Origin of the sequence: Ruminococcus sp. NATIVEDY160 (genome assembly GCF_045819885.1) — a bacterium.
Classification (GTDB): domain Bacteria; phylum Bacillota; class Clostridia; order Oscillospirales; family Acutalibacteraceae; genus Ruminococcoides.
In genome coordinates, this window is record NZ_CP162391.1 from 222,129 (window position 1) to 239,389 (window position 17,261).

General features: G+C 54.4%; 16 protein-coding genes and 1 other annotated feature. Of the genes, 7 read left to right on the forward strand and 9 right to left on the reverse strand.

Annotation, left to right across the window (positions count from 1 at the left end; genetic code table 11):
* Positions 1-16: 16 nt before the first annotated feature.
* The 3 genes from rplA to rplL all read left to right on the forward strand — a co-directional run bounded on the left by rplA (position 17) and on the right by rplL (position 2,030).
* Positions 17-712 (forward strand): 50S ribosomal protein L1, encoded by a 696-nt coding sequence (rplA, locus tag AB1I49_RS01145; protein WP_186833825.1) that lies wholly within the window; start codon positions 17-19, stop codon positions 710-712.
* 165 nt (positions 713-877) lie between these two features.
* Positions 878-1,014, forward strand: a sequence feature (ribosomal protein L10 leader region).
* Between the two features lie 28 nt (positions 1,015-1,042).
* On the forward strand, positions 1,043-1,603 hold the full coding sequence (gene rplJ / locus AB1I49_RS01150) for a 50S ribosomal protein L10 (protein ID WP_186833826.1): 561 nt from the start codon (positions 1,043-1,045) through the stop codon (positions 1,601-1,603).
* 49 nt (positions 1,604-1,652) lie between these two features.
* A complete protein-coding gene (gene rplL, locus AB1I49_RS01155; RefSeq protein WP_186833827.1) occupies positions 1,653-2,030 on the forward strand; it encodes a 50S ribosomal protein L7/L12 in 378 nt (125 codons plus the stop codon).
* Positions 2,031-2,125: 95 nt separating this feature from the next.
* On the opposite strand, the gene ymfI is transcribed toward rplL, so the two are convergent.
* From ymfI to gltX, 3 genes are read right to left on the reverse strand one after another with little or no spacing between them, the layout of a single operon-like run.
* The gene (gene ymfI, locus AB1I49_RS01160) at positions 2,126-2,863 is read right to left on the reverse strand and encodes an elongation factor P 5-aminopentanone reductase (RefSeq protein ID WP_407721174.1); all 738 of its coding nucleotides are present in this window, start codon (positions 2,861-2,863) and stop codon (positions 2,126-2,128) included.
* 1 nt (position 2,864) lies between these two features.
* Positions 2,865-4,547: a glutamine--tRNA ligase/YqeY domain fusion protein gene (locus tag AB1I49_RS01165; protein ID WP_316610334.1), complete on the reverse strand. Its 1,683-nt coding sequence runs from the start codon at positions 4,545-4,547 to the stop codon at positions 2,865-2,867.
* Between the two features lie 27 nt (positions 4,548-4,574).
* The gene (gene gltX / locus AB1I49_RS01170; protein ID WP_186833830.1) at positions 4,575-6,026 is read right to left on the reverse strand and encodes a glutamate--tRNA ligase; all 1,452 of its coding nucleotides are present in this window, start codon (positions 6,024-6,026) and stop codon (positions 4,575-4,577) included.
* A gap of 219 nt (positions 6,027-6,245) precedes the next feature.
* On the opposite strand from gltX, the gene AB1I49_RS01175 reads away from it, so the two are divergent.
* Positions 6,246-6,824, forward strand: coding sequence for a biotin transporter BioY (locus tag AB1I49_RS01175; protein ID WP_407721175.1), 579 nt, complete (start codon positions 6,246-6,248; stop codon positions 6,822-6,824).
* 227 nt (positions 6,825-7,051) lie between these two features.
* Here the strand turns inward: AB1I49_RS01175 and AB1I49_RS01180 are convergent, their stop codons facing one another.
* Positions 7,052-7,942, reverse strand: a complete 891-nt coding sequence (locus AB1I49_RS01180; protein WP_186833832.1) for a cation diffusion facilitator family transporter — start codon at positions 7,940-7,942, stop codon at positions 7,052-7,054.
* A 287-nt stretch (positions 7,943-8,229) separates the two neighbouring features.
* Here AB1I49_RS01180 and AB1I49_RS01185 point away from each other — a divergent pair, with 287 nt between their 5' ends.
* Positions 8,230-9,618, forward strand: a complete 1,389-nt coding sequence (locus AB1I49_RS01185; RefSeq protein WP_407721177.1) for a dockerin type I domain-containing protein — start codon at positions 8,230-8,232, stop codon at positions 9,616-9,618.
* Positions 9,619-9,671: 53 nt separating this feature from the next.
* On the opposite strand, the gene AB1I49_RS01190 is transcribed toward AB1I49_RS01185, so the two are convergent.
* The 3 genes from AB1I49_RS01190 to AB1I49_RS01200 all read right to left on the reverse strand — a co-directional run bounded on the left by AB1I49_RS01190 (position 9,672) and on the right by AB1I49_RS01200 (position 12,768).
* The gene (locus tag AB1I49_RS01190) at positions 9,672-10,442 is read right to left on the reverse strand and encodes a hypothetical protein (protein ID WP_407721178.1); all 771 of its coding nucleotides are present in this window, start codon (positions 10,440-10,442) and stop codon (positions 9,672-9,674) included.
* 165 nt (positions 10,443-10,607) lie between these two features.
* The gene (locus tag AB1I49_RS01195; RefSeq protein ID WP_407721179.1) at positions 10,608-12,071 is read right to left on the reverse strand and encodes a CotH kinase family protein; all 1,464 of its coding nucleotides are present in this window, start codon (positions 12,069-12,071) and stop codon (positions 10,608-10,610) included.
* Positions 12,072-12,462: 391 nt separating this feature from the next.
* Complete coding sequence (locus AB1I49_RS01200; protein ID WP_186833836.1) at positions 12,463-12,768, reverse strand: hypothetical protein; 306 nt, start codon at positions 12,766-12,768, stop codon at positions 12,463-12,465.
* Positions 12,769-12,831: 63 nt separating this feature from the next.
* Between AB1I49_RS01200 and AB1I49_RS01205 the strand changes: the two genes are divergently transcribed.
* Both AB1I49_RS01205 and AB1I49_RS01210 read left to right on the forward strand, forming a co-directional pair.
* Positions 12,832-13,284, forward strand: coding sequence for an acyl-CoA synthetase family protein (locus AB1I49_RS01205; RefSeq protein WP_407721180.1), 453 nt, complete (start codon positions 12,832-12,834; stop codon positions 13,282-13,284).
* Positions 13,285-13,685: 401 nt separating this feature from the next.
* A complete protein-coding gene (locus tag AB1I49_RS01210) occupies positions 13,686-15,635 on the forward strand; it encodes a dockerin type I repeat-containing protein (RefSeq protein ID WP_407721181.1) in 1,950 nt (649 codons plus the stop codon).
* 41 nt (positions 15,636-15,676) lie between these two features.
* On the opposite strand, the gene AB1I49_RS01215 is transcribed toward AB1I49_RS01210, so the two are convergent.
* Positions 15,677-16,873 carry a hypothetical protein gene (locus tag AB1I49_RS01215; protein WP_407721182.1) on the reverse strand — a complete coding sequence of 399 codons (1,197 nt, stop codon included), beginning with the start codon at positions 16,871-16,873 and terminating at the stop codon, positions 15,677-15,679.
* The gene (locus AB1I49_RS01220) at positions 16,870-17,259 is read right to left on the reverse strand and encodes a hypothetical protein (RefSeq protein ID WP_407721183.1); all 390 of its coding nucleotides are present in this window, start codon (positions 17,257-17,259) and stop codon (positions 16,870-16,872) included. Before AB1I49_RS01220 ends, AB1I49_RS01215 begins: the two co-directional genes overlap by 4 nt.
* Positions 17,260-17,261 lie beyond the last annotated feature (2 nt).

Below are 17,261 nucleotides of genomic sequence, written 5' to 3' on the forward strand. Positions count from 1 at the left end.
ACATGGAGGAAAATTAATGAAACACGGTAAGAAATATGTCGACGCTGCGAAGCTCGTTGACAAGACTAAATTATATGATACTGACGAGGCTCTCGATACAGTCATCAAGACTGCCGTAGCCAAGTTTGACGAAACCGTTGAGCTTCACGTAAAGCTCGGCGTTGACAGCCGTCACGCTGACCAGCAGGTCCGCGGCGCTGTCGTACTTCCCAACGGTACAGGTAAGAACGTTCGCGTTCTCGCTATCTGCAAGGGCCCCAACGAGGAGCTCGCTAAGGAAGCAGGCGCTGATTTCGTAGGCGCTGAGGACATGACCCAGAAGATCCAGCAGGAAAACTGGATGGACTTCGACGTGCTCATCACCACTCCCGACTGCATGGGTCTGGTAGGCCGTCTCGGTAGAATCCTCGGTCCGCGCGGTCTTATGCCTAACCCCAAGGCAGGTACCGTAACTCCCGACATCGCCAAGGCGATCAAGGAAGCCAAGGCCGGTAAGATCGAGTACCGTCTTGACAAGACAAACATCATTCACTGCCCCATCGGCAAGGTCAGCTTCGGCACCGAGAAGCTCAGCGAGAACCTCGGCACCCTTATGGACGCCATCGTTAAGGCTAAGCCCTCTGCCGCAAAGGGCCAGTATGTTCGTTCCGTCGCTGTTACCTCTACAATGGGTCCCAGCGTAAGAATCAACCCCACTAAGTTCGGCGCATAATTTCTGCCGGCCTTATACAGTTTAATATGAGCAAACAGACGGGATAACGGATAATCCGTGATGCCCACGCGATGAGCCGATTTATTCACAAAAATGCGTTACCAACAAACTTGAGCTCATTGTCGGGAGACCGATCTTTCCGTTAAATCCGCCTTGTCTGCTCGTTTTAAAAATAATGCTGTTCTAAAGACAGCAGGTGCGTATGCGTAAAGGAGAAATCCGCCTGCCGAGGAAGATGCAATAATTCTATTGTATTTTACTGCCGTCCGAGGAACAATTCGGGCGGCGTTTTTTTGAACCGCAATAAATCATTTCCGGAGGTGAAATTTTTTGCCAAGTCAGAGTGTTTTAGAGCAAAAGAAAGCAATTGTCGCTGAGCTCTCCGAGAGACTCAAGAACTCCGTAACAGGCGTAGTTGTCAGCTATCAGGGTATCAACACTGAGGACGACACCAAGCTCAGAAAGGAGCTCCGTGAGAACAACGTAAAGTACACCGTTGTTAAGAACACACTTCTCTCCCGTGCCTGCGAGGAGGCCGGTCTTGACGAACTCAAGCCCGTTCTCGAGGGTACCACCGCTCTTGCGACAAGCGACAGCGAGTATGCTGCCGCGGCGAGAATTCTTTGCGGTTACGCGAAGGATCACGACAATTTCAAGGTGAAGTCAGGTTATCTTGACGGCGCTGTTGTAGACATGGATACTATCGTATCTCTCTCCAAGCTGCCCACAAGAGACGTACTTCTCGCAAATGTACTCGGCGCATTCCAGGCGCCCATCGCAGCGTTCGCGCGCGTTATGCAGGCTGTTGTTGACGAGGGCGGCTTTGACGCCTGCCTCGAGAAGAAGGCAGCCGAGGCAGCTCCCGCAGAGGAAGCTCCCGCAGCGGAATAATCCGCAACTGAATTCAAAATTAACGACATAATATTGGAGGTAAATTAAAATGGCATCAGAGAAAATCACTGCTATTATTGAAGAATTAAAGGGCCTCACCGTTCTCGAGCTTTCCGAGCTCGTACACGCTGTAGAGGATGAGTTTGGCGTAAGCGCAGCTGCTGCTGTAGCTGTTGCTGCTCCCGCTGACGGCGGCGCTGCCGCTGCTGCTGAGCAGACCGAGTTTGACGTTATTCTTAAGAGCGCAGGCGGCAACAAGATTGCTGTCATCAAGGAAGTCCGCGCTATCACAGGTCTCGGCCTGAAGGAAGCAAAGGCTCTCGTAGACGGCGCTCCCAAGGCTCTCAAGGAGCAGGCTTCTAAGGAAGAGGCTGAGTCCATCAAGGAGAAGCTCGAGGCTGCAGGCGCAGAGGTTGAGATTAAGTAATCTGACTTCACGGAAATTGAGGACAGGAGTACACACTCCTGTCCTTATTTATATTTAAAATTAAAAGGCTCCCAAATCGGGAGCCCTTTTCCTTTTTAAATTATGAATCCTCCGTTCACCCCGAGAACCTGTCCCGTGATGAACTTCGCCTTGTCTGAGCAAAGGAACACCGCTGCGTCGGCTATGTCCTTCGGCGTGCCGAGGGCGTTCAGCGGAGTTTCCTCCCTGAGCGACTGAATAGTTTCCCCGTCAAAATCCTTCATCATATCGGTCATTATCACACCCGGCGCGATGCAGTTTACGCGCACGCCGCTGAGCCCGACCTCCTTCGCGAGAGCCTTCGTCAGTCCGATAACGCCTGCCTTTGCCGCGCTGTAGTGAACCTCGCACGACGCGCCGACCTGACCCCACATCGAGCTGATGTTGAGTATCACGCCGCTGTGAACGGGCAGCATGTGCCGCCGCAGAGCTTCCTGTGAGCAGTTGAATACGCCGCTGAGGTTAGTGTCGAGCATAGCGCGCCAGTCATCATAAGTGAGGTCGGTGAACAGCTTCTGCTGAGCGATGCCTGCGTTGTTAACCAGGATATCAACGCCGCCGAGAGATTTGTCAACCTTGTCAAACATTCGGTTGACGCTCTCTCTGTCTTTGATGTCCGCCTGAACCGCAATCGCCTTTATGCCGCAGCTCTTCTGGAGCTGAGCGGCTAAGGCTTCGGCGGTTTCTTTTTTTGTGTTGTAATGTACGGCGACCTGACAGCCCGCTCTCGCGAGTCCCGTGCAGATAGCGGAGCCGATTCCGCCCGCGCCGCCTGTAACTAACGCCGTTTTCATATTACTTTTTCTTGAAGCCGTCCTTCAGGCTTACGCTTCTGTTGAATACAAGGTGCCCGGGCGAGCTGTCCTTGTTGTCTACGCAGAAGTAGCCCAGACGCATGAACTGGAAGCTCTTTGGAGCCTCGGCGGTCGCAAGACTTTTCTCTGCCTTACAGTCTGTCAGAACCTCGAGTGACTTCGGGTTGAGATAGTCGAGGAAGCTGCCCTCCTGAGCGTCGGGGTCGGGTACGGTGAAGAGGTTATCGTACAGCCTTACCTCTGCGTCAACGTAGTTCTCCGCGTCGACCCAGTGGATAGTTCCGCGAACCTTTCTTCCGTCGGGAGTATTGCCGCCGCGTGTTTCGGGGTCGTACTCGGCGTAAACCTCGGTGACGTTGCCGTTCTCGTCCTTCTTGCAGCCCGTGCACTTAACGATATACGCGGACTTGAGGCGAACCTCGTTGCCGGGATAGAGGCGCTGATATTTCTTTATCGGCTCCTCCATGAAGTCCTCGGCCTCGATCCAGCACTCGCGCGAGAAGGTAACGGTGCGGAAGCCGTCCTCGGGACGGTTGGGGTTATTCTCAACTTCGAAGGTCTCTGTCTGACCCTCGGGATAGTTTGTGATTACGAGCTTTACGGGGTGGATAACGCACATTACGCGCGCGGCAGTCTCGTTGAGGTCGTCGCGCAGACAGTGCTCGAGGAAGGAGTACTCAACGATCGAGTTGACCTTCGAAACGCCGATCTGATCGATGAACGAGCGGATCGAGCGCGGAGTATAGCCGCGTCTGCGCAGACCGCAGAGGGTAGGCATACGCGGGTCGTCCCAGCCGCTGACGTGGTTTTCCTCGACAAGAGCGCGGAGTTTTCTCTTGGACATAACGGTGTTGTTGATGCCCAGACGCGCGAATTCGATCTGACGCGGCTTGCTCGGCGCGGAGATGTTCTCGATGACCCAGTCGTAAAGCGGACGGTGATCCTCAAACTCGAGAGAGCAGAGAGAGTGGGTGATACCCTCGATTGCGTCCTCGATCGGGTGTGCGAAGTCGTACATCGGGTAAATGCACCAGCTGTCGCCCGTGCGGTGGTGGTGCATGCGGTTGATTCTGTAGATAACGGGGTCGCGCATGTTGAAGTTGCCCGAGGCAAGGTCGATTTTCGCGCGGAGAGTCATGCTTCCGTCGGCAAATTCGCCCGCTCTCATTCTCTTGAACAGGTCAAGGCTTTCCTCAACAGGTCTGTCGCGGAAGGGGCTTTTCGCGGGGGTGGAGGTGTCGCCGCGGTACTCGCGCATCTGTTCGGGGGTAAGCTCGCAGACATAGGCAAGACCCTTTTCAATCAGCTCGACGGCGAAGTCATACATCTGCTCGAAGTACTCTGACGCGAAGTAGAAGCGGTCGTCCCAGTCAAACCCGAGCCAGTGAATGTCCTCCTTGATAGCGTCGACGTACTCAACGTCCTCCTTGGTGGGGTTGGTGTCGTCCATGCGCAGGTTGCAGATGCCTCTGTACTTTTCGGCGGTGCCGAAGTTGATGCAGATAGCCTTTGCGTGACCGATGTGGAGATAGCCGTTCGGCTCGGGAGGAAAACGGGTGTGAACCTGCATTCCTTCGCATCTTCCGCCCTCGGCGAGCTCCTCGTCTATAAAATCGTGAATGAAGTTACCGGTCATAACCTCATTTGGTGTTGTTTCTGACATATCTTTAGCCTTCTTTGTTTATATTTTTCAGAACTTCTCAAGTCCGATTTCGAGCCTTCTCATTGTTTCCTCTCTGCCGAGGATATCGAGAATTTCGATAGCGCCGCCGGGTGTGACGGTCTTGCCTGCCGCGGCGATTCTGACCGGCCACATAACCGTGCCGTTCTTGAGTCCATTTTCGGCAGCCATGTTGATCAGGCAGTCGTGGATAGCGTCGGCTGTCCAGTCGGGAAGCGCGCGCAGTCTGTCGGTTGCCTCTTTGAGCACGACGGGCGCGTTCTCGAGGTTCGTCTTGCTCTTCTTGTTGACAAAGAGCTCCTTCTCGTACTCGGGAAGCTGCGCGAAGAAATCGAGCATTTCGGGAATCTGCGTGAGCTGGGTGACGCGCTTCCGGAGTATTGCCGCGAACTTCTCATAGGGCATTTCCTTATCGCCGAAAACCTGCTTGTAGTAGGGCATAGCTACCTCGGTGAACTCCGTTTCGGTCATAGCCTTGATGTACTCGCCGTTGAACCAGCTGAGCTTGTCGTAGTCAAAGACGGACGGCGACTTGCTGATACCGCTGATGTCGAACGCCTCCTCGAGCTCCTTGAGGGTGAAGATCTCCTGATTGTCCTTCGGGCACCAGCCGAGAAGCGCGATGTAGTTGATGATCGCCTGCGGCAGATATCCGTCGTCGATAAGGTCGTAGAAGCCCGTCGCGCCGTGACGCTTTGAGAGCTTAGAAACGTTGCCGTCCTCGTCCTTGCCCATGATAAGCGGCAGATGGATATAGGTCGGTATCTCCCAGCCGAACGCCTCGTAGAGCAGGTTGTACTTCGGGGTCGAGCTGAGGTACTCGCTGCCTCTGACGACGTGGGTAATGCCCATCGTGTGGTCGTCGATCACGTTCGCGAAGTTGTAGGTGGGATAGCCGTCAGTTTTTATCAGGATCTGATCCTGCAGCTCGCTGTTCTCGACGGTGATTTCGCCGAATACCGCGTCGGTGAAGGTCGTGCTGCCCTCGATCGGCATTTTCTGGCGGATAACATAGGGCACGCCCTCAGCGAGAAGGCGGTCGATCTCCTCCTGCGGAAGTTCGCGGCAGTGTCTGTCGTAGCCGCCGCCGACGGTTTCCTTCTGGATTTTCTCGAGTCTCTCCTTTGAGCAGAAGCAGCGGTACGCCTTGCCGTCGCGGATAAGCTGCTCGGCGTAGGGCAGGTACATATCCTTTCGCTCGGACTGCACGTAGGGGCCGAAATCGCCGCCGATATCGGGGCCTTCGTCGTGTTGCAGACCTGCCAGCTTAAGCGTGTTGTAGATGAAGTCAACCGCGCCTTCGACAAGTCTTTCGCGGTCGGTGTCCTCGATGCGGAGGATAAATTTGCCGCCCTGCGATTTGGCGACAAGGTACTCGTAAAGCGCCGTTCTGAGGTTGCCGACGTGCATGAAGCCCGTGGGACTCGGCGCGTATCTGGTTCTGACTGTAAGCTCAGCCATCAAATCACCCTTTGCTATAATAGTATACCTAATCAGTATACCATATTTTGGTGAGAAGTACAAGAGTTTTTAGTGGTAAGTGATCAGCGGCAGGCGGTCAGTTGGGGAGATTTCGCAATATTCTGTCGGTTCTTGTAAACCAACGCAAAATAATCTGGTTGACAATAGCACCGCGCAGGTGTATAATGTCAACATAAACCAAAGAAAGAAGTTGACGATATGGCAAACACTCAACCGTCAAAGGCAAAGCTCACGACTCTCGCAATGGTACAGATCGCGCTTTGCACCGCGCTTATCTGCGTATCGGCACAGCTCGCTATCCCGCTGCCGATAGGCGTACCGTTCACATTACAGGTGCTCATGGTAATGCTCACCGCGCTTATCCTCAAGCCATTGTACTCGGTGATCTCGCTGCTGCTCTACGTGCTGCTCGGCGTAGTCGGACTGCCCGTTTTCTCGGGAGCAAAGAGCGGTATCGGTACGATCCTCTCACCGACGGGCGGCTTCATCATCGGCTTTGTCCTCGCGGCGTTCTTCGTCAGCCTGCTCAAGGGCGTGCTCGGCAGGAAGCTCGGCGGAAAGCTCACTGTTGTGCGCTACATCGTCGTAACGGTGATCATCGGCATTCCCGTAATGTATATCCCGGGAATCGCGCTCTACATGGTATACACGGGCGCGGATCTCGTCAGTGCGATCGTCACCCTCACCTCGGTGTTCATTCTGCTCGACATAGCGAAGTGCGTGATCGCCTCGCTGATCGCGGTGCCGCTCAACAAGGCGCTCGCAAAGATATATTAAGCCTCATTCATATACTTAAGGGAATCTCTAAAAATCCCTTACCGCGCATAAGCACGAAATCTTCACGGCATAATCTTGCCAAAACTTCTTGGAATACGTCAGTATTCCTGCGGCATTTTGACAACATTCTGCCATAAATCTTCCGCACTTCTGCACGACATTGAATTATTAGAGATTCCCTTAATACAAAAGCGCCGCGCTGTCCTGATTGGCAGCGCGGCGCTTTATTAATTTTCAATTAACGGATTGACGTGAACCATGACGTGTTTTACCTGCGGGAAGCCGTCCTCGACCGCATCGTGAACCTTCTCCGCGATACCGTGGGCGGTGCATACGCTGAGCGCGCTGTCAACGCCGATTTCTATGTCTACGTAGATCTTGTTGCCGAAAACCCTGGTGCGCAGCAGGTCGATCTGCTCAACGCCCTCGATTTCTTCGGCGCAGGCTTTGATTTTCGCTTCGGTTTCCTCATCGCATGAGTGGTCGACCATGCGGTCAACGGCGTCCTTGAAAACGTCGAACGCGACCTTGAAGATAAACAGGCAGATGACTATGCTCGCGATAGGCTCGAGGATCGGGAACCCGAGAGCCGCGCCGCCGATACCGATAAGCGCGCCGACCGACGAGAGAGCGTCGCTGCGGTGGTGCCACGCCTCAGCCGAAAGCGAGGGAGAGTCGATCCGTTTGGCGTTGATTTTTGTGTACCAGAACATCGTCTCCTTGACGACTATCGAGGTGATAGCCGCGATAAGAGCGAGCGGATTGCGGAAGCTCAGCTCCGTGTACGCGCCCGTGAATATGCTCTTCAGCGCTTCGATACCTATCGCGCCGCCCGCGAGAAACAGCACGACCGCGAGGATAATTTCAGCCACGCACTCGAACCTCTCGTGGCCGTAGGGGTGGTCTGAGTCTGATTCGCGCGCCGAAAGACGTACGCCGACAATGACGATGATTCCGCTGAAAACGTCCGAGGCGGAGTGAACCGCGTCTGAGATCATCGCGCCCGAGTGCGAGATAATGCCCGCGAACAGCTTGAACAGCGTCAGCGCGACGTTGCCGGCCATTCCGACGATAGATACCCTCGTCGCTACCTGTTTTGCCTCCTGCTGATTTACCATAAAAACCGCTCCTCTCGTTTTTGGGGAGTTTGTAACAATATATGTCCGGATAATAAAAAAGTACCTGCGGCGCAGTTGTCACTGTCCCGCAGGTATCCGCTACTGTCTGTAAAGACCCGGCTCCAAGCTGTCGCTTCGGCCTGTTCAGTACCGCTATTGTATCATGTAATCGCGCGGCTGTCAATAAATCAGGGGAGTCTGAGCAGAAATAATTATTTCTTTTCCTTGCGTGAACGCCGTTCTCGTGGTAATATAGTCTTATCCGAAAAAACCGAAGGAGAAAATATATGAAACTCAAAAGAATGTTCTGCGCGCTGACAGCCGCGGCGGTTCTCGCGGCGTCGATGTTTTCGCTCACGGCGCATGCCGATGACAGCAAGGCTTATTCCGACGAGTACAAGAGCTCGCCGTACTACGAGAAGCTGACCGCCGCTCTGGAGGACAGCCGCGATAAGACGACGATGGAGAAGGCTCTTGCCGCCGCTCTCTCTCAGGAGGGCTACAAGAACTACGCGACCGAGGGAGCCGACCTCGACAAGGCGAGAGAGGACGGACTTCTGTGGACGGGCAAGGAGCTGAGAATGAACGCACACGACACGGGCAACACCGAGTACACCCGCTGGGCTCAGACATGGGTCATGGACGGGGAAGGCGACGCTCAGTACCTCGACTGCGACTGGTGCGCGATCTTCGTAAGCTGGTGCCTCTATCAGGCGGGCTACTACAGCAAGGACGAGCTGAAAAAGTACTACTACGCCTACTGTGCCGAGCCGAGGGTCGAGTACGACGCAGATTCGTGGATCCTCGCGTACAACCTCGACCAGAAAAACGTCTGGTACGCTCCTAAGGCTCACCACAAGCTCGACGCCTACAACTGGAACACCTACTACAATATCGACATTGACCCGTTTGAAATGCCCTACAAGCCCGGCGGACTTGTGTTCTTCTCATGGGACGGCTCGGGCGAGTACTTTGACCACGTGTCGATCGTTGTTGACTATGACCAAGACACCCACGTGCTGACCTACTCAAACGGCAACTCCGCGGGTCAGGTAATCACCCGTCAGATCGACCTCGACGTCGAGGAGGAGTTCCGCGGCATGGCTTTCACAAAGAACAGCAACCGCATCATGGCTTACGCCGACTACGACGAGATCAAGCCCCTCGAGCCGAAGAAAATCACGGCTCCGAATACCGAGATCATGTGGGACAAGGGTGCTTCGTCGGGCTTACGCTTCCGGACGAATTCCGATTCCAAGATCTTCTCTGTCACCGTTGACGGCGAGTACTTAGGCTCAAACGTCGAGAGCAACATGATTCTCCATGAGGGCAAGGTGATCATCGGCAGGTCTGAGATCGTAAACCTCGAAGCCGGAAGTCACGACCTTCTCTTCACCTTCGACGACGGCGCGCTTCCGCTCACGCTGACCGTGACCGACGAGAACGGTATTGAGGATAAGCTCTACGGCGACCTCAACTTCGACGGCAAAGTCACCGTTGACGACGCTACGGTTTTACAGAGAGCCGCTGTCGACTTTGTCCAACTCACCGACACCCAGACCGCTCTTGCTGACGTAAACGGCGACGGCAGAGTTTCCGTCCTCGACGTGACCTGCGTACAGAAGTACATCGCGCAGTTTGCATCGGGCACAGGCAGAGCAGGTCAGAAGTATTGATCAAAAAAATAAAGACGTGTATCAGCGCGATACACGTCTTTTTGTTTTAAGTCTTAGCCGTTGGAGGTTTCGGACTGCGCTTCGGCGGTCGCCGCAGCGTCGTCGGCAGCGTTGAAATCATGAGTGTCGGAGATCGAAGCGTTGCCCTCGAGATCCTCGTAAACCGTCACGATCGAGTAGTGCGGCTGAGGATTGGCGGTAACGGGAGTGATCTTGCAGAGCAGCATGTAATTTGTGCCGCTGACTATCTGGGTGCCGAGCAGAGCCTTTGCCTCGTACTGAGCGCCGTCAAGACCCTCAAGTGCCTTTGTCAGAGCCTTCTGGGCTTCGGGAGTAACTTCGGGGGTTTCGGGCTCGGTGTAGCCGCCGGCAATGGGATTCTCGCTGTCTGTGGGAGCCGGCGCCTCAATGTCGCTGTTAGCTACATCGGTGATCTCAGCTTCGCCGTTAAGACCCTCAAAGAGAGTTACGATAACGTAGGTGGTCTTGGGCTCGGCTGTTGTGGGAGTTGCCTTGCAGAGAAGGAAGTGGTTGGTTCCCGCTACGACCTGAGAGCCGAGATATGCCACAGGCTCATAGCCTACGCCGGTGAGAGTGGCTGCCGCCTTGTCGAACACGGTCTTTACTTCGTCGGGAACTACGGGAGAAGCCGCGTCGGTGATGCCGCCCGTGATAACGTCGCCGCCCTCGGAAGCAGACGTCTCAGCCTCAGCCGCGGTTGTCGCCGCTTCGGTGGAGCTCTGTGAGCTTGCGTTGTTCTGTCCGCACGCCGCGAATGAGCATATGATAAGTCCGCTGAGAATAATTGCGAATAATTTTTTCATGTCAAATCCCTCTTTCTTTATAGATTTATTGTGGGGGTTATTCCTTGACTTTATTGTAACACAAGCGTTGAAAAAATCAATGGGGAAAACGCAAATTTCCCACAAACTTCTCCTGTTGTTCACAAGAAAATCAAACTCCCGCAGTGTTCTGCGGGAGTCCGTGTTTTACATTATTCCGACCTCTCCGATATGGTACGGAGTGTCGATGTCAGCGAGGTATTTCTGGATAGCCGTTGCGTCCTCAATGCTCAGAGCGTTGCCGGTAACACCGCCTCTGAGAGCACATTTGCCGTCGGGGTCGTCGCTTAGCTCGGCGACAAGGCTCTGCACCGCGGTCACGTCGTTAACGTCGATAACGCCGCTGCCGTCGCAGTCGCCGATGAGATATCTCAGCGACATCGGGTCGAAGTGCTCCTCAATCCACTTTGTGCGCTCGCAGCACCAGTTCTTCATGAATTCGAGGTTTTCCTCATAGGTCGGCAGAGGGTACATCATGACGTTTATCTGGTAGCTTATCTTCCAGCCCGCGTCGGTGTAGTTCCTGTTGAACACGTCGGCGTACTCAGCGGCAAGCCTGTCGGTAAGACCGCCCTCGGCGCCGATGTCGCGGATATAGTCGATATGCCGCGCGAATTCCCTGCGGATCTCAAGCTCGAACCAGTCGTAGGTGCAGAGCTTCTTGTAGAAGAGCTTGTCGTTAATCTGCAGCCCGTCGGTCTTGAAGGCGGAGGCGGAGTTCGAGGAGAAGTCCTTGTTTACGTTGCCCATCGAGAGGTCGTAGTCCCACGGCGGGCCCGCGTAGAGCTTGCCGTCCTTGTAGTAGAAGAAAACGGAGCTGAAGTTGAAGTCGTTCGTCTTTGCGAACTCGTTGAGGACGTAGAACTTCGCAAACGACGGCACGTCGATCGCGTTCTCAATTGCCTCTCTGTCACCGCTTGCCATAACGTCGGTCAGGCGGTTGACGGTGTTTGTGATGTACTCAAGCTGTTCATCGTCGGGCTCGTCGGGAGCGCTTACGCCGAACCGCAGTCCGCCCTTTGAGGTGATGTAGGACGTGCCCTCGTCAGTGCGCAGCCGCTCGTACTCGAGCAGGAAGTCCTTATTGCCCTCAACGTCGATATCGACCCTGTCCTTGCCGTCCTGAACAGGCTCCATCAGTGTGTAGCAGCCGCGGAAGCTGCCGTCAAGCCACAGCTCGACGATCTTCTGCCGCGAGGTGTACTCAAGCCCCAGCTCGTCCGCGAAGTCAAACATGACGTAGTTTCGCAGCAGGGTAGGGTCGAAGGGGTTCGCGAGCAGCGCCCACTTTTTGCCCTTGCCCATGCCGAGCAGATCGCGTTTCTTGGAAAACTTGAAGGTGAAGGATTTCTTTCGCGCCATCGCTGTGCTGTTACCGCGCACCTTCACGACGACAGACTCGTCTGCGACGCTCTCGCCGTTGTCCGTGACCTTGATATGAGCGTCGGTGTAGCCGTCCTCCTTTTGAAGCGACAGACCGCTGCCGTTATCGGTGGTGATATACAGCTTCGGCACCTCGGCTGTTTCGGCGGCGAGGGTTGTTGTCCGGGATACTGCCGCCAGCGTCACAATGCAGACGGCGCAGAGAAATAAGGAGATTATTTTTTTCATAAAGCACCTCTGTTGTTTTGTGTTGTTATTTGATTATAAACTATGCACATGTTTGTGTCAAGCGAAAACCAATGCCAAATAATTGCGGCTGATATCCGGACAGTGAGGGGTTCGGATTCATCGTTTTTCCTTTTTTCGGGTTCGATTTTAAACATTTTTGAATTTCGTGTCCAAATAAAATCGTCAAAAGAAGTGCTCGAAAAGCAGCATAAAACCTGACAAAAAACGAACTTCCTGTCGGTGTCCGAATCATCAAGGGTTCAGATTGCAACAGGAAGTTCAGATGTCCTATGTGTATAAAAAGATTTTTTTCGGCGGATTTGCGTCAGGGACTTGAACCCCCGAAAAAAGCTAATCGCTTTTTCGCAGAATATCAATGATACGCGGTGTATCATATGAGCCTTACCGCGTCCTTTTCAAGTGTGTCCAACACTTCCGTTCCCATATCGTTGCTATTGATTTTCAGACCGTTTTCAGTGCATACTTGACAGAACGCTCTCACGAGCGCATCATCCTCAAATGACTGCACGACCGACACGGTTAGCGCGTCGCCGACAGCATTGACGGCAAACACGACAGGCGCGGTGAGCGCCGGGATATAAAGCTCCATATCAGCTGCCAAGTCTACCAAATGATAAATTCGGGCAAACTTGCCATAGCCCAAGCCAATCAGATCGTTATTGACGATTAGCCGCATATCTGACATTCCGGCAGGTTCGCCAGTGTAAACTTCGTTCAGTTCAAATATCGTATAGGGAAGATGCAGGGCTACTACAAGAATCCCGAAGAAACCGCCAAGACGCTCACCGAGGACGGCTGGCTGATGACCGGCGATTTGGGCTACAAGGACGAGGACGCCTATCTCTATATTACCGGCAGAAAGAAAAATCTGATTATCCTTTCTAACGGCGAGAACGTCTCTCCCGAGGAAATTGAGAATCAGTTTGTCACCTTTGAGCCGATAAAGGAAATCGTTGTCTATGACAACCAAGGGAAAATCACCGCCGAGGTGTATCCGAATCCCGACATGGAATTTGACGACGTAAGAGCGGTAATTCAGGAGAAGATTGACGAGGTAAACAGCGGTTTTCCTGCCGCAAAGCAGATTGTCAGCCTCGTGATTCGCGAGGAGGAGTTTGAAAAGACCGCTTCAAAAAAATCATCCGTTCCTCTGTCACCGGCAGGCAATCATCATAAATTCCTTTTTGTATAAAGACCTATGGTCACCGCAAAACCGCAGTGACCATAGTCTTTTTTGTACGGAAAGGAACCGTATTGACATTTCCGTCAAAAAGGTTCGCGCGAACCGCGCGTTGCAAAAGAAAATTAGAGATATATTTTCGGTGCGATTCGCGCTTTTGTGAAAGGGACGGAGGGTATCGTCAAAGCCTTTCACTGAATAAGACGAAAAAAATTCAAAAAATATTTTATAAATTAAATAAAAAACAAAAACTTTTCGTTATAATAAATGAGAGTTCGTTTTCGCGGCATATCATACAAACCATCGGTAAACTTCTATAAGCGAACGCCGCGCAAGCGCTCTTTGACAACAGGAGAGGAGACCCCGGTTTCTTCTCCGAAATTCCGAAAAACAATCCAAAGGAGAACAAGGCAATGAAAAAGCAATTGAAAAAGACCGCAGCCGTGCTGACCGCCGCTGCGATTCTGACGGCAGGCACGGCGACCGGCGCTGTGACTGTCAGCGCGGCAGGCAGCATCGGCTGCGGCGGCACTATGGGTGTTTACACGCCCTCTGCGGGCGTCGTTACCCAGCAGGTACTGTTTGCCATGCCCGGCAGCTGGACAAACCAAATGACGGCGCAACACGGCGATGTTGCCGGCGCTTTTTGGTGGATAGGTGCGGACAATGTTTTCGCGGCAGGCGGCGACTCACCCGGTTACAAAACGACACGCGTGGAGGAGGACGGGGTTCAAAATCTGTTCTGCACCCGAATCCCGGGATACGGCAACGGCAGCCAAAACGCGAACATGATGTTCTGGGACAACTATCTGGATCCCGGAATCGAGAGCGATCCGCGTATAAACCCCTATTATACCGCCGCCGCGATGACAGATAACGTCCGCTGCGACTTTATCAGCAGAGAGGACGGAGAGGAACGGTTTGAACCGCTGTTCCGCTATACCTACCAAAAGCAGGCGCAGCTTTGCGGCCTCAGCGGCGCCGCCGCCCTGAACCGCAGCGCGGAAACCTTTTGGGAGGATATCAACCGCCTTGCCGCCGGCGCAATGGGCGAATCATGGTCGTCACTGAGCGACGGCGACAAGGAAAAACAAATCGACGCATTCTTTGACGAGCACAACGAGCTGTTGGACTTCTCCGAATACGGCAGCCGTTACAGCGGCAACTTTTTCAACGAGGATTTCGCGGACGAAATCTATCCCAAGGAGTCAACTGACGGCTTTGGTATATCCTTTACCTACGACAATATGGTCTATGTGGTAGACCTTGACGCGCCTGTCAGCGAGAATCCCGTCAGCGGGCACGCGCTCTGCAAAGGTGATTTTTACTTCTATTACGGCGGCGGTCAGTACGGCGTTATGCCGACAAAGGCGCTCAACACGGCGCTTGGCTGTGAACAGGGCAGCTTTGTGACGGAAAAATACCTTGCTCCTTCTGCAAGCGGCAAAATCAAGCTCAGCTCCGTCAGTCTTATGAGTTTTGAACACAGCACGTTTTTGTATGACGAAAGCGATATGAACGACACTGCCGCCCTGCTCAACGGCACCTCCCTCTATGTGACCTATGACGAGCCCCGCGTTCAGGATTATTCTACCTATTACGACGGCTTCCTCAACTGGGACGGCGAAAAATACGTCAGCGAGGCATTCCCCGGCGAAAGCATCGCCGTTACCGATGTTAACGTGAACGTTGGCGAGTATGAAACCGTCATGCAGCTGACACTTGACTACGGCGACTGCTACGCGTGCGACGAAAGCACGGTTTCTGCTCTCCTGCACATCACCGAGAGCTACAAGGGCAGAGTGGCAAAGAGCGTTACACTTTTGGAAAAGCCCAACACGGTATTTGAACGGCGCTACACCTTCGGCGACGAGGCGCAGTGCATTCCGCTGCATATGGACGGCGCGCAGGTGCGTGTGGACTATGAAAACGGCGACAGCGAGGTTCTGACCTTTGGCAAGGACTGCGCCGTCGTCAGCCAAAAGGACGGCATGACCACGGCATACAGCTTCGGCAATTCCCATCTGAAAGCGTTTGTCAGCTTTGATTCAACGATGAAGGACTACGACGTATCTGTCCGCATTGTTTCCTCTGAGGGCTATGTGTATAGCCGTTCGGTTTATGAGGAAATGGGGGAAATCCGCTTCACCGCCCGACATATCCACAAGAGCGGCGACATTAACGGCGACGGCAGCGTCACGGTTTCCGACGTGACCGCTATCCAGCGTTACCTTGCGGAAATGCAAAGCTTTTATGAAGAAGAACGCATGGTTACCGATACCAACGCCGACGGCGTTATCGACATCAGCGACGCGACCTATCTGCAAATGTACCTTGCCGGGTACGACGTCGTGCTGGCATAAAACAACACAAGCCCGGTTCAGCAGAGCCGGGCTTGTACTTTTTAAGCTTTGAATGGGAGAAAGCGGAGAAAATACCGGTTTTCGGGAACAAGGTTGCCTGCCTCATTTTCTATCCATCGGGAAGCGTCCTCCACGATATACACGCCGTCTCGGGTAATCCGCACAGGCGTCTCATGCTCCTTTAGCGCAAATTCGGCGCGGGTGAGCTGCGGCCCGCCGTTTTCGAGCGCGAGCATTTGCAGCCGGACGGCGTCGTCATCGTCCTGAAGCGGAACGGCGATGATGTCGCTGTCGGACGAACAGCCGTGCCGCCACCATGTTCCTTCCTCCCATCCGCTGATTTCCGTGACGCGTTCGGCACGGTAATCATAGACCTGCCACGTGCCTGCCTGTTCGTAGAGCACGAACGAATCGGCGGTGTTGCCGCACCATTCCTCGTCGCACGGTTCTTCCGAAATGGTGTAGTCGCCGTTGGCATACACCGTGTAGCGATAAAAGGGCGGCTCGACAAATCCGAAGCCGAACTGGTTGCGGCTGTTGCCCATCAGGAACACCGCCTTGTTGCTGTCGGCATAGCGGAGGTTAAAGGAATCGTTGACGTGGAGCAGCGCGAGCGTTTCGCCTGTCAGCAGGTCGCGGCGGTAGAGCTGCAAATTGTAGTGCGAGGAACCCCACACGCCGATTTGCTCGTCGTCGGCGAAGAAAAACAGCCAGTGACCGGCAAGCTCCAGGCGGTTGGTGAGCCGTTCGTGCGCAAACAAAACCTCCTGCGTGCCGCCGATGGGGTCGAGCTGCAGCAGCTTGCCGTCGCGCACAACAAAGCAGAACAGCCTGCCGTCCAGCTCCGCCGCATAGTCGAGGTCTATGTCGCTGTCCACGGCGGTTTCCGTGCCGAACGCTAATTCGTACAGATAGGCTTGCTTGCCGTCGCTGTAGTGCAGCCGGCCGCCGCTGCACGTGAGGGCTTCGGGCTGACAGGACAGGGAAAGCCGGGTCATTTCGCCCACGCTGTCGGCGGCATAAACGCCGCTGTCCGTCACGGCAACGCCGCAGCCGTCCGTAAGGAGCAGGTTGCCGCGCACCGCCGTATACGTTTTGCAGTCGGTATAGAGCGGCTTCGGCGCAGACGGCGCGGTTGTTTGTCGGGGCGGCTCGGTGACGGTGACCACGTTTGTCTGCGGTATGGTGCGGTCAACGTAGGTGGTGACCTCCTCCACCATTTCGTGCCAACGCGTCACGCGTTCGGCTTCGGCGCAGACGGCGCGGTTGTTTGTCGGGGCGGCTCGGTGACGGTGACCACGTTTGTCTGCGGTATGGTGCGGTCAACGTAGGTGGTGACCTCCTCCACCATTTCGTGCCAACGCGTCACGCGTTCGGGTTCGGACGTCGGCGTCTGCTGCGCGTCAATGATGGTTTTCGGCGGTTCGGCAACGGCAGGATGCGGCTGAACCGGCGTATTCGCGGAGGACGGCGTCGAATGAAGCTGACCGAGCACCGCCGTAGCGGAAAGTATGCCCACGGTCAGCGCAAGGGACAGCGCTCTGACGCGCCGTCTGCGGCGGCGCCGCAGCAAAACCGCCTTGATAACAGCGTCCGCCGCGATGGTACGTTCCAATTTGTTCATGT

What these genes read in the sequence shown, in the direction of transcription:
- rplA (WP_186833825.1), top strand. Translation starts at nt 17, where the DNA reads ATGAAACACGGTAAGAAATATGTCGACGCTGCGAAGCTCGTTGACAAG.
- rplL (WP_186833827.1), top strand. Translation starts at nt 1,653, where the DNA reads ATGGCATCAGAGAAAATCACTGCTATTATTGAAGAATTAAAGGGCCTC.
- ymfI (WP_407721174.1), bottom strand. Translation starts at nt 2,863, where the DNA reads ATGAAAACGGCGTTAGTTACAGGCGGCGCGGGCGGAATCGGCTCCGCT.
- AB1I49_RS01165 (WP_316610334.1), bottom strand. Translation starts at nt 4,547, where the DNA reads ATGTCAGAAACAACACCAAATGAGGTTATGACCGGTAACTTCATTCAC.
- gltX (WP_186833830.1), bottom strand. Translation starts at nt 6,026, where the DNA reads ATGGCTGAGCTTACAGTCAGAACCAGATACGCGCCGAGTCCCACGGGC.
- AB1I49_RS01175 (WP_407721175.1), top strand. Translation starts at nt 6,246, where the DNA reads ATGGCAAACACTCAACCGTCAAAGGCAAAGCTCACGACTCTCGCAATG.
- AB1I49_RS01180 (WP_186833832.1), bottom strand. Translation starts at nt 7,942, where the DNA reads ATGGTAAATCAGCAGGAGGCAAAACAGGTAGCGACGAGGGTATCTATC.
- AB1I49_RS01185 (WP_407721177.1), top strand. Translation starts at nt 8,230, where the DNA reads ATGAAACTCAAAAGAATGTTCTGCGCGCTGACAGCCGCGGCGGTTCTC.
- AB1I49_RS01190 (WP_407721178.1), bottom strand. Translation starts at nt 10,442, where the DNA reads ATGAAAAAATTATTCGCAATTATTCTCAGCGGACTTATCATATGCTCA.
- AB1I49_RS01195 (WP_407721179.1), bottom strand. Translation starts at nt 12,071, where the DNA reads ATGAAAAAAATAATCTCCTTATTTCTCTGCGCCGTCTGCATTGTGACG.
- AB1I49_RS01200 (WP_186833836.1), bottom strand. Translation starts at nt 12,768, where the DNA reads ATGCGGCTAATCGTCAATAACGATCTGATTGGCTTGGGCTATGGCAAG.
- AB1I49_RS01205 (WP_407721180.1), top strand. Translation starts at nt 12,832, where the DNA reads ATGCAGGGCTACTACAAGAATCCCGAAGAAACCGCCAAGACGCTCACC.
- AB1I49_RS01210 (WP_407721181.1), top strand. Translation starts at nt 13,686, where the DNA reads ATGAAAAAGCAATTGAAAAAGACCGCAGCCGTGCTGACCGCCGCTGCG.
- AB1I49_RS01220 (WP_407721183.1), bottom strand. Translation starts at nt 17,259, where the DNA reads ATGAACAAATTGGAACGTACCATCGCGGCGGACGCTGTTATCAAGGCG.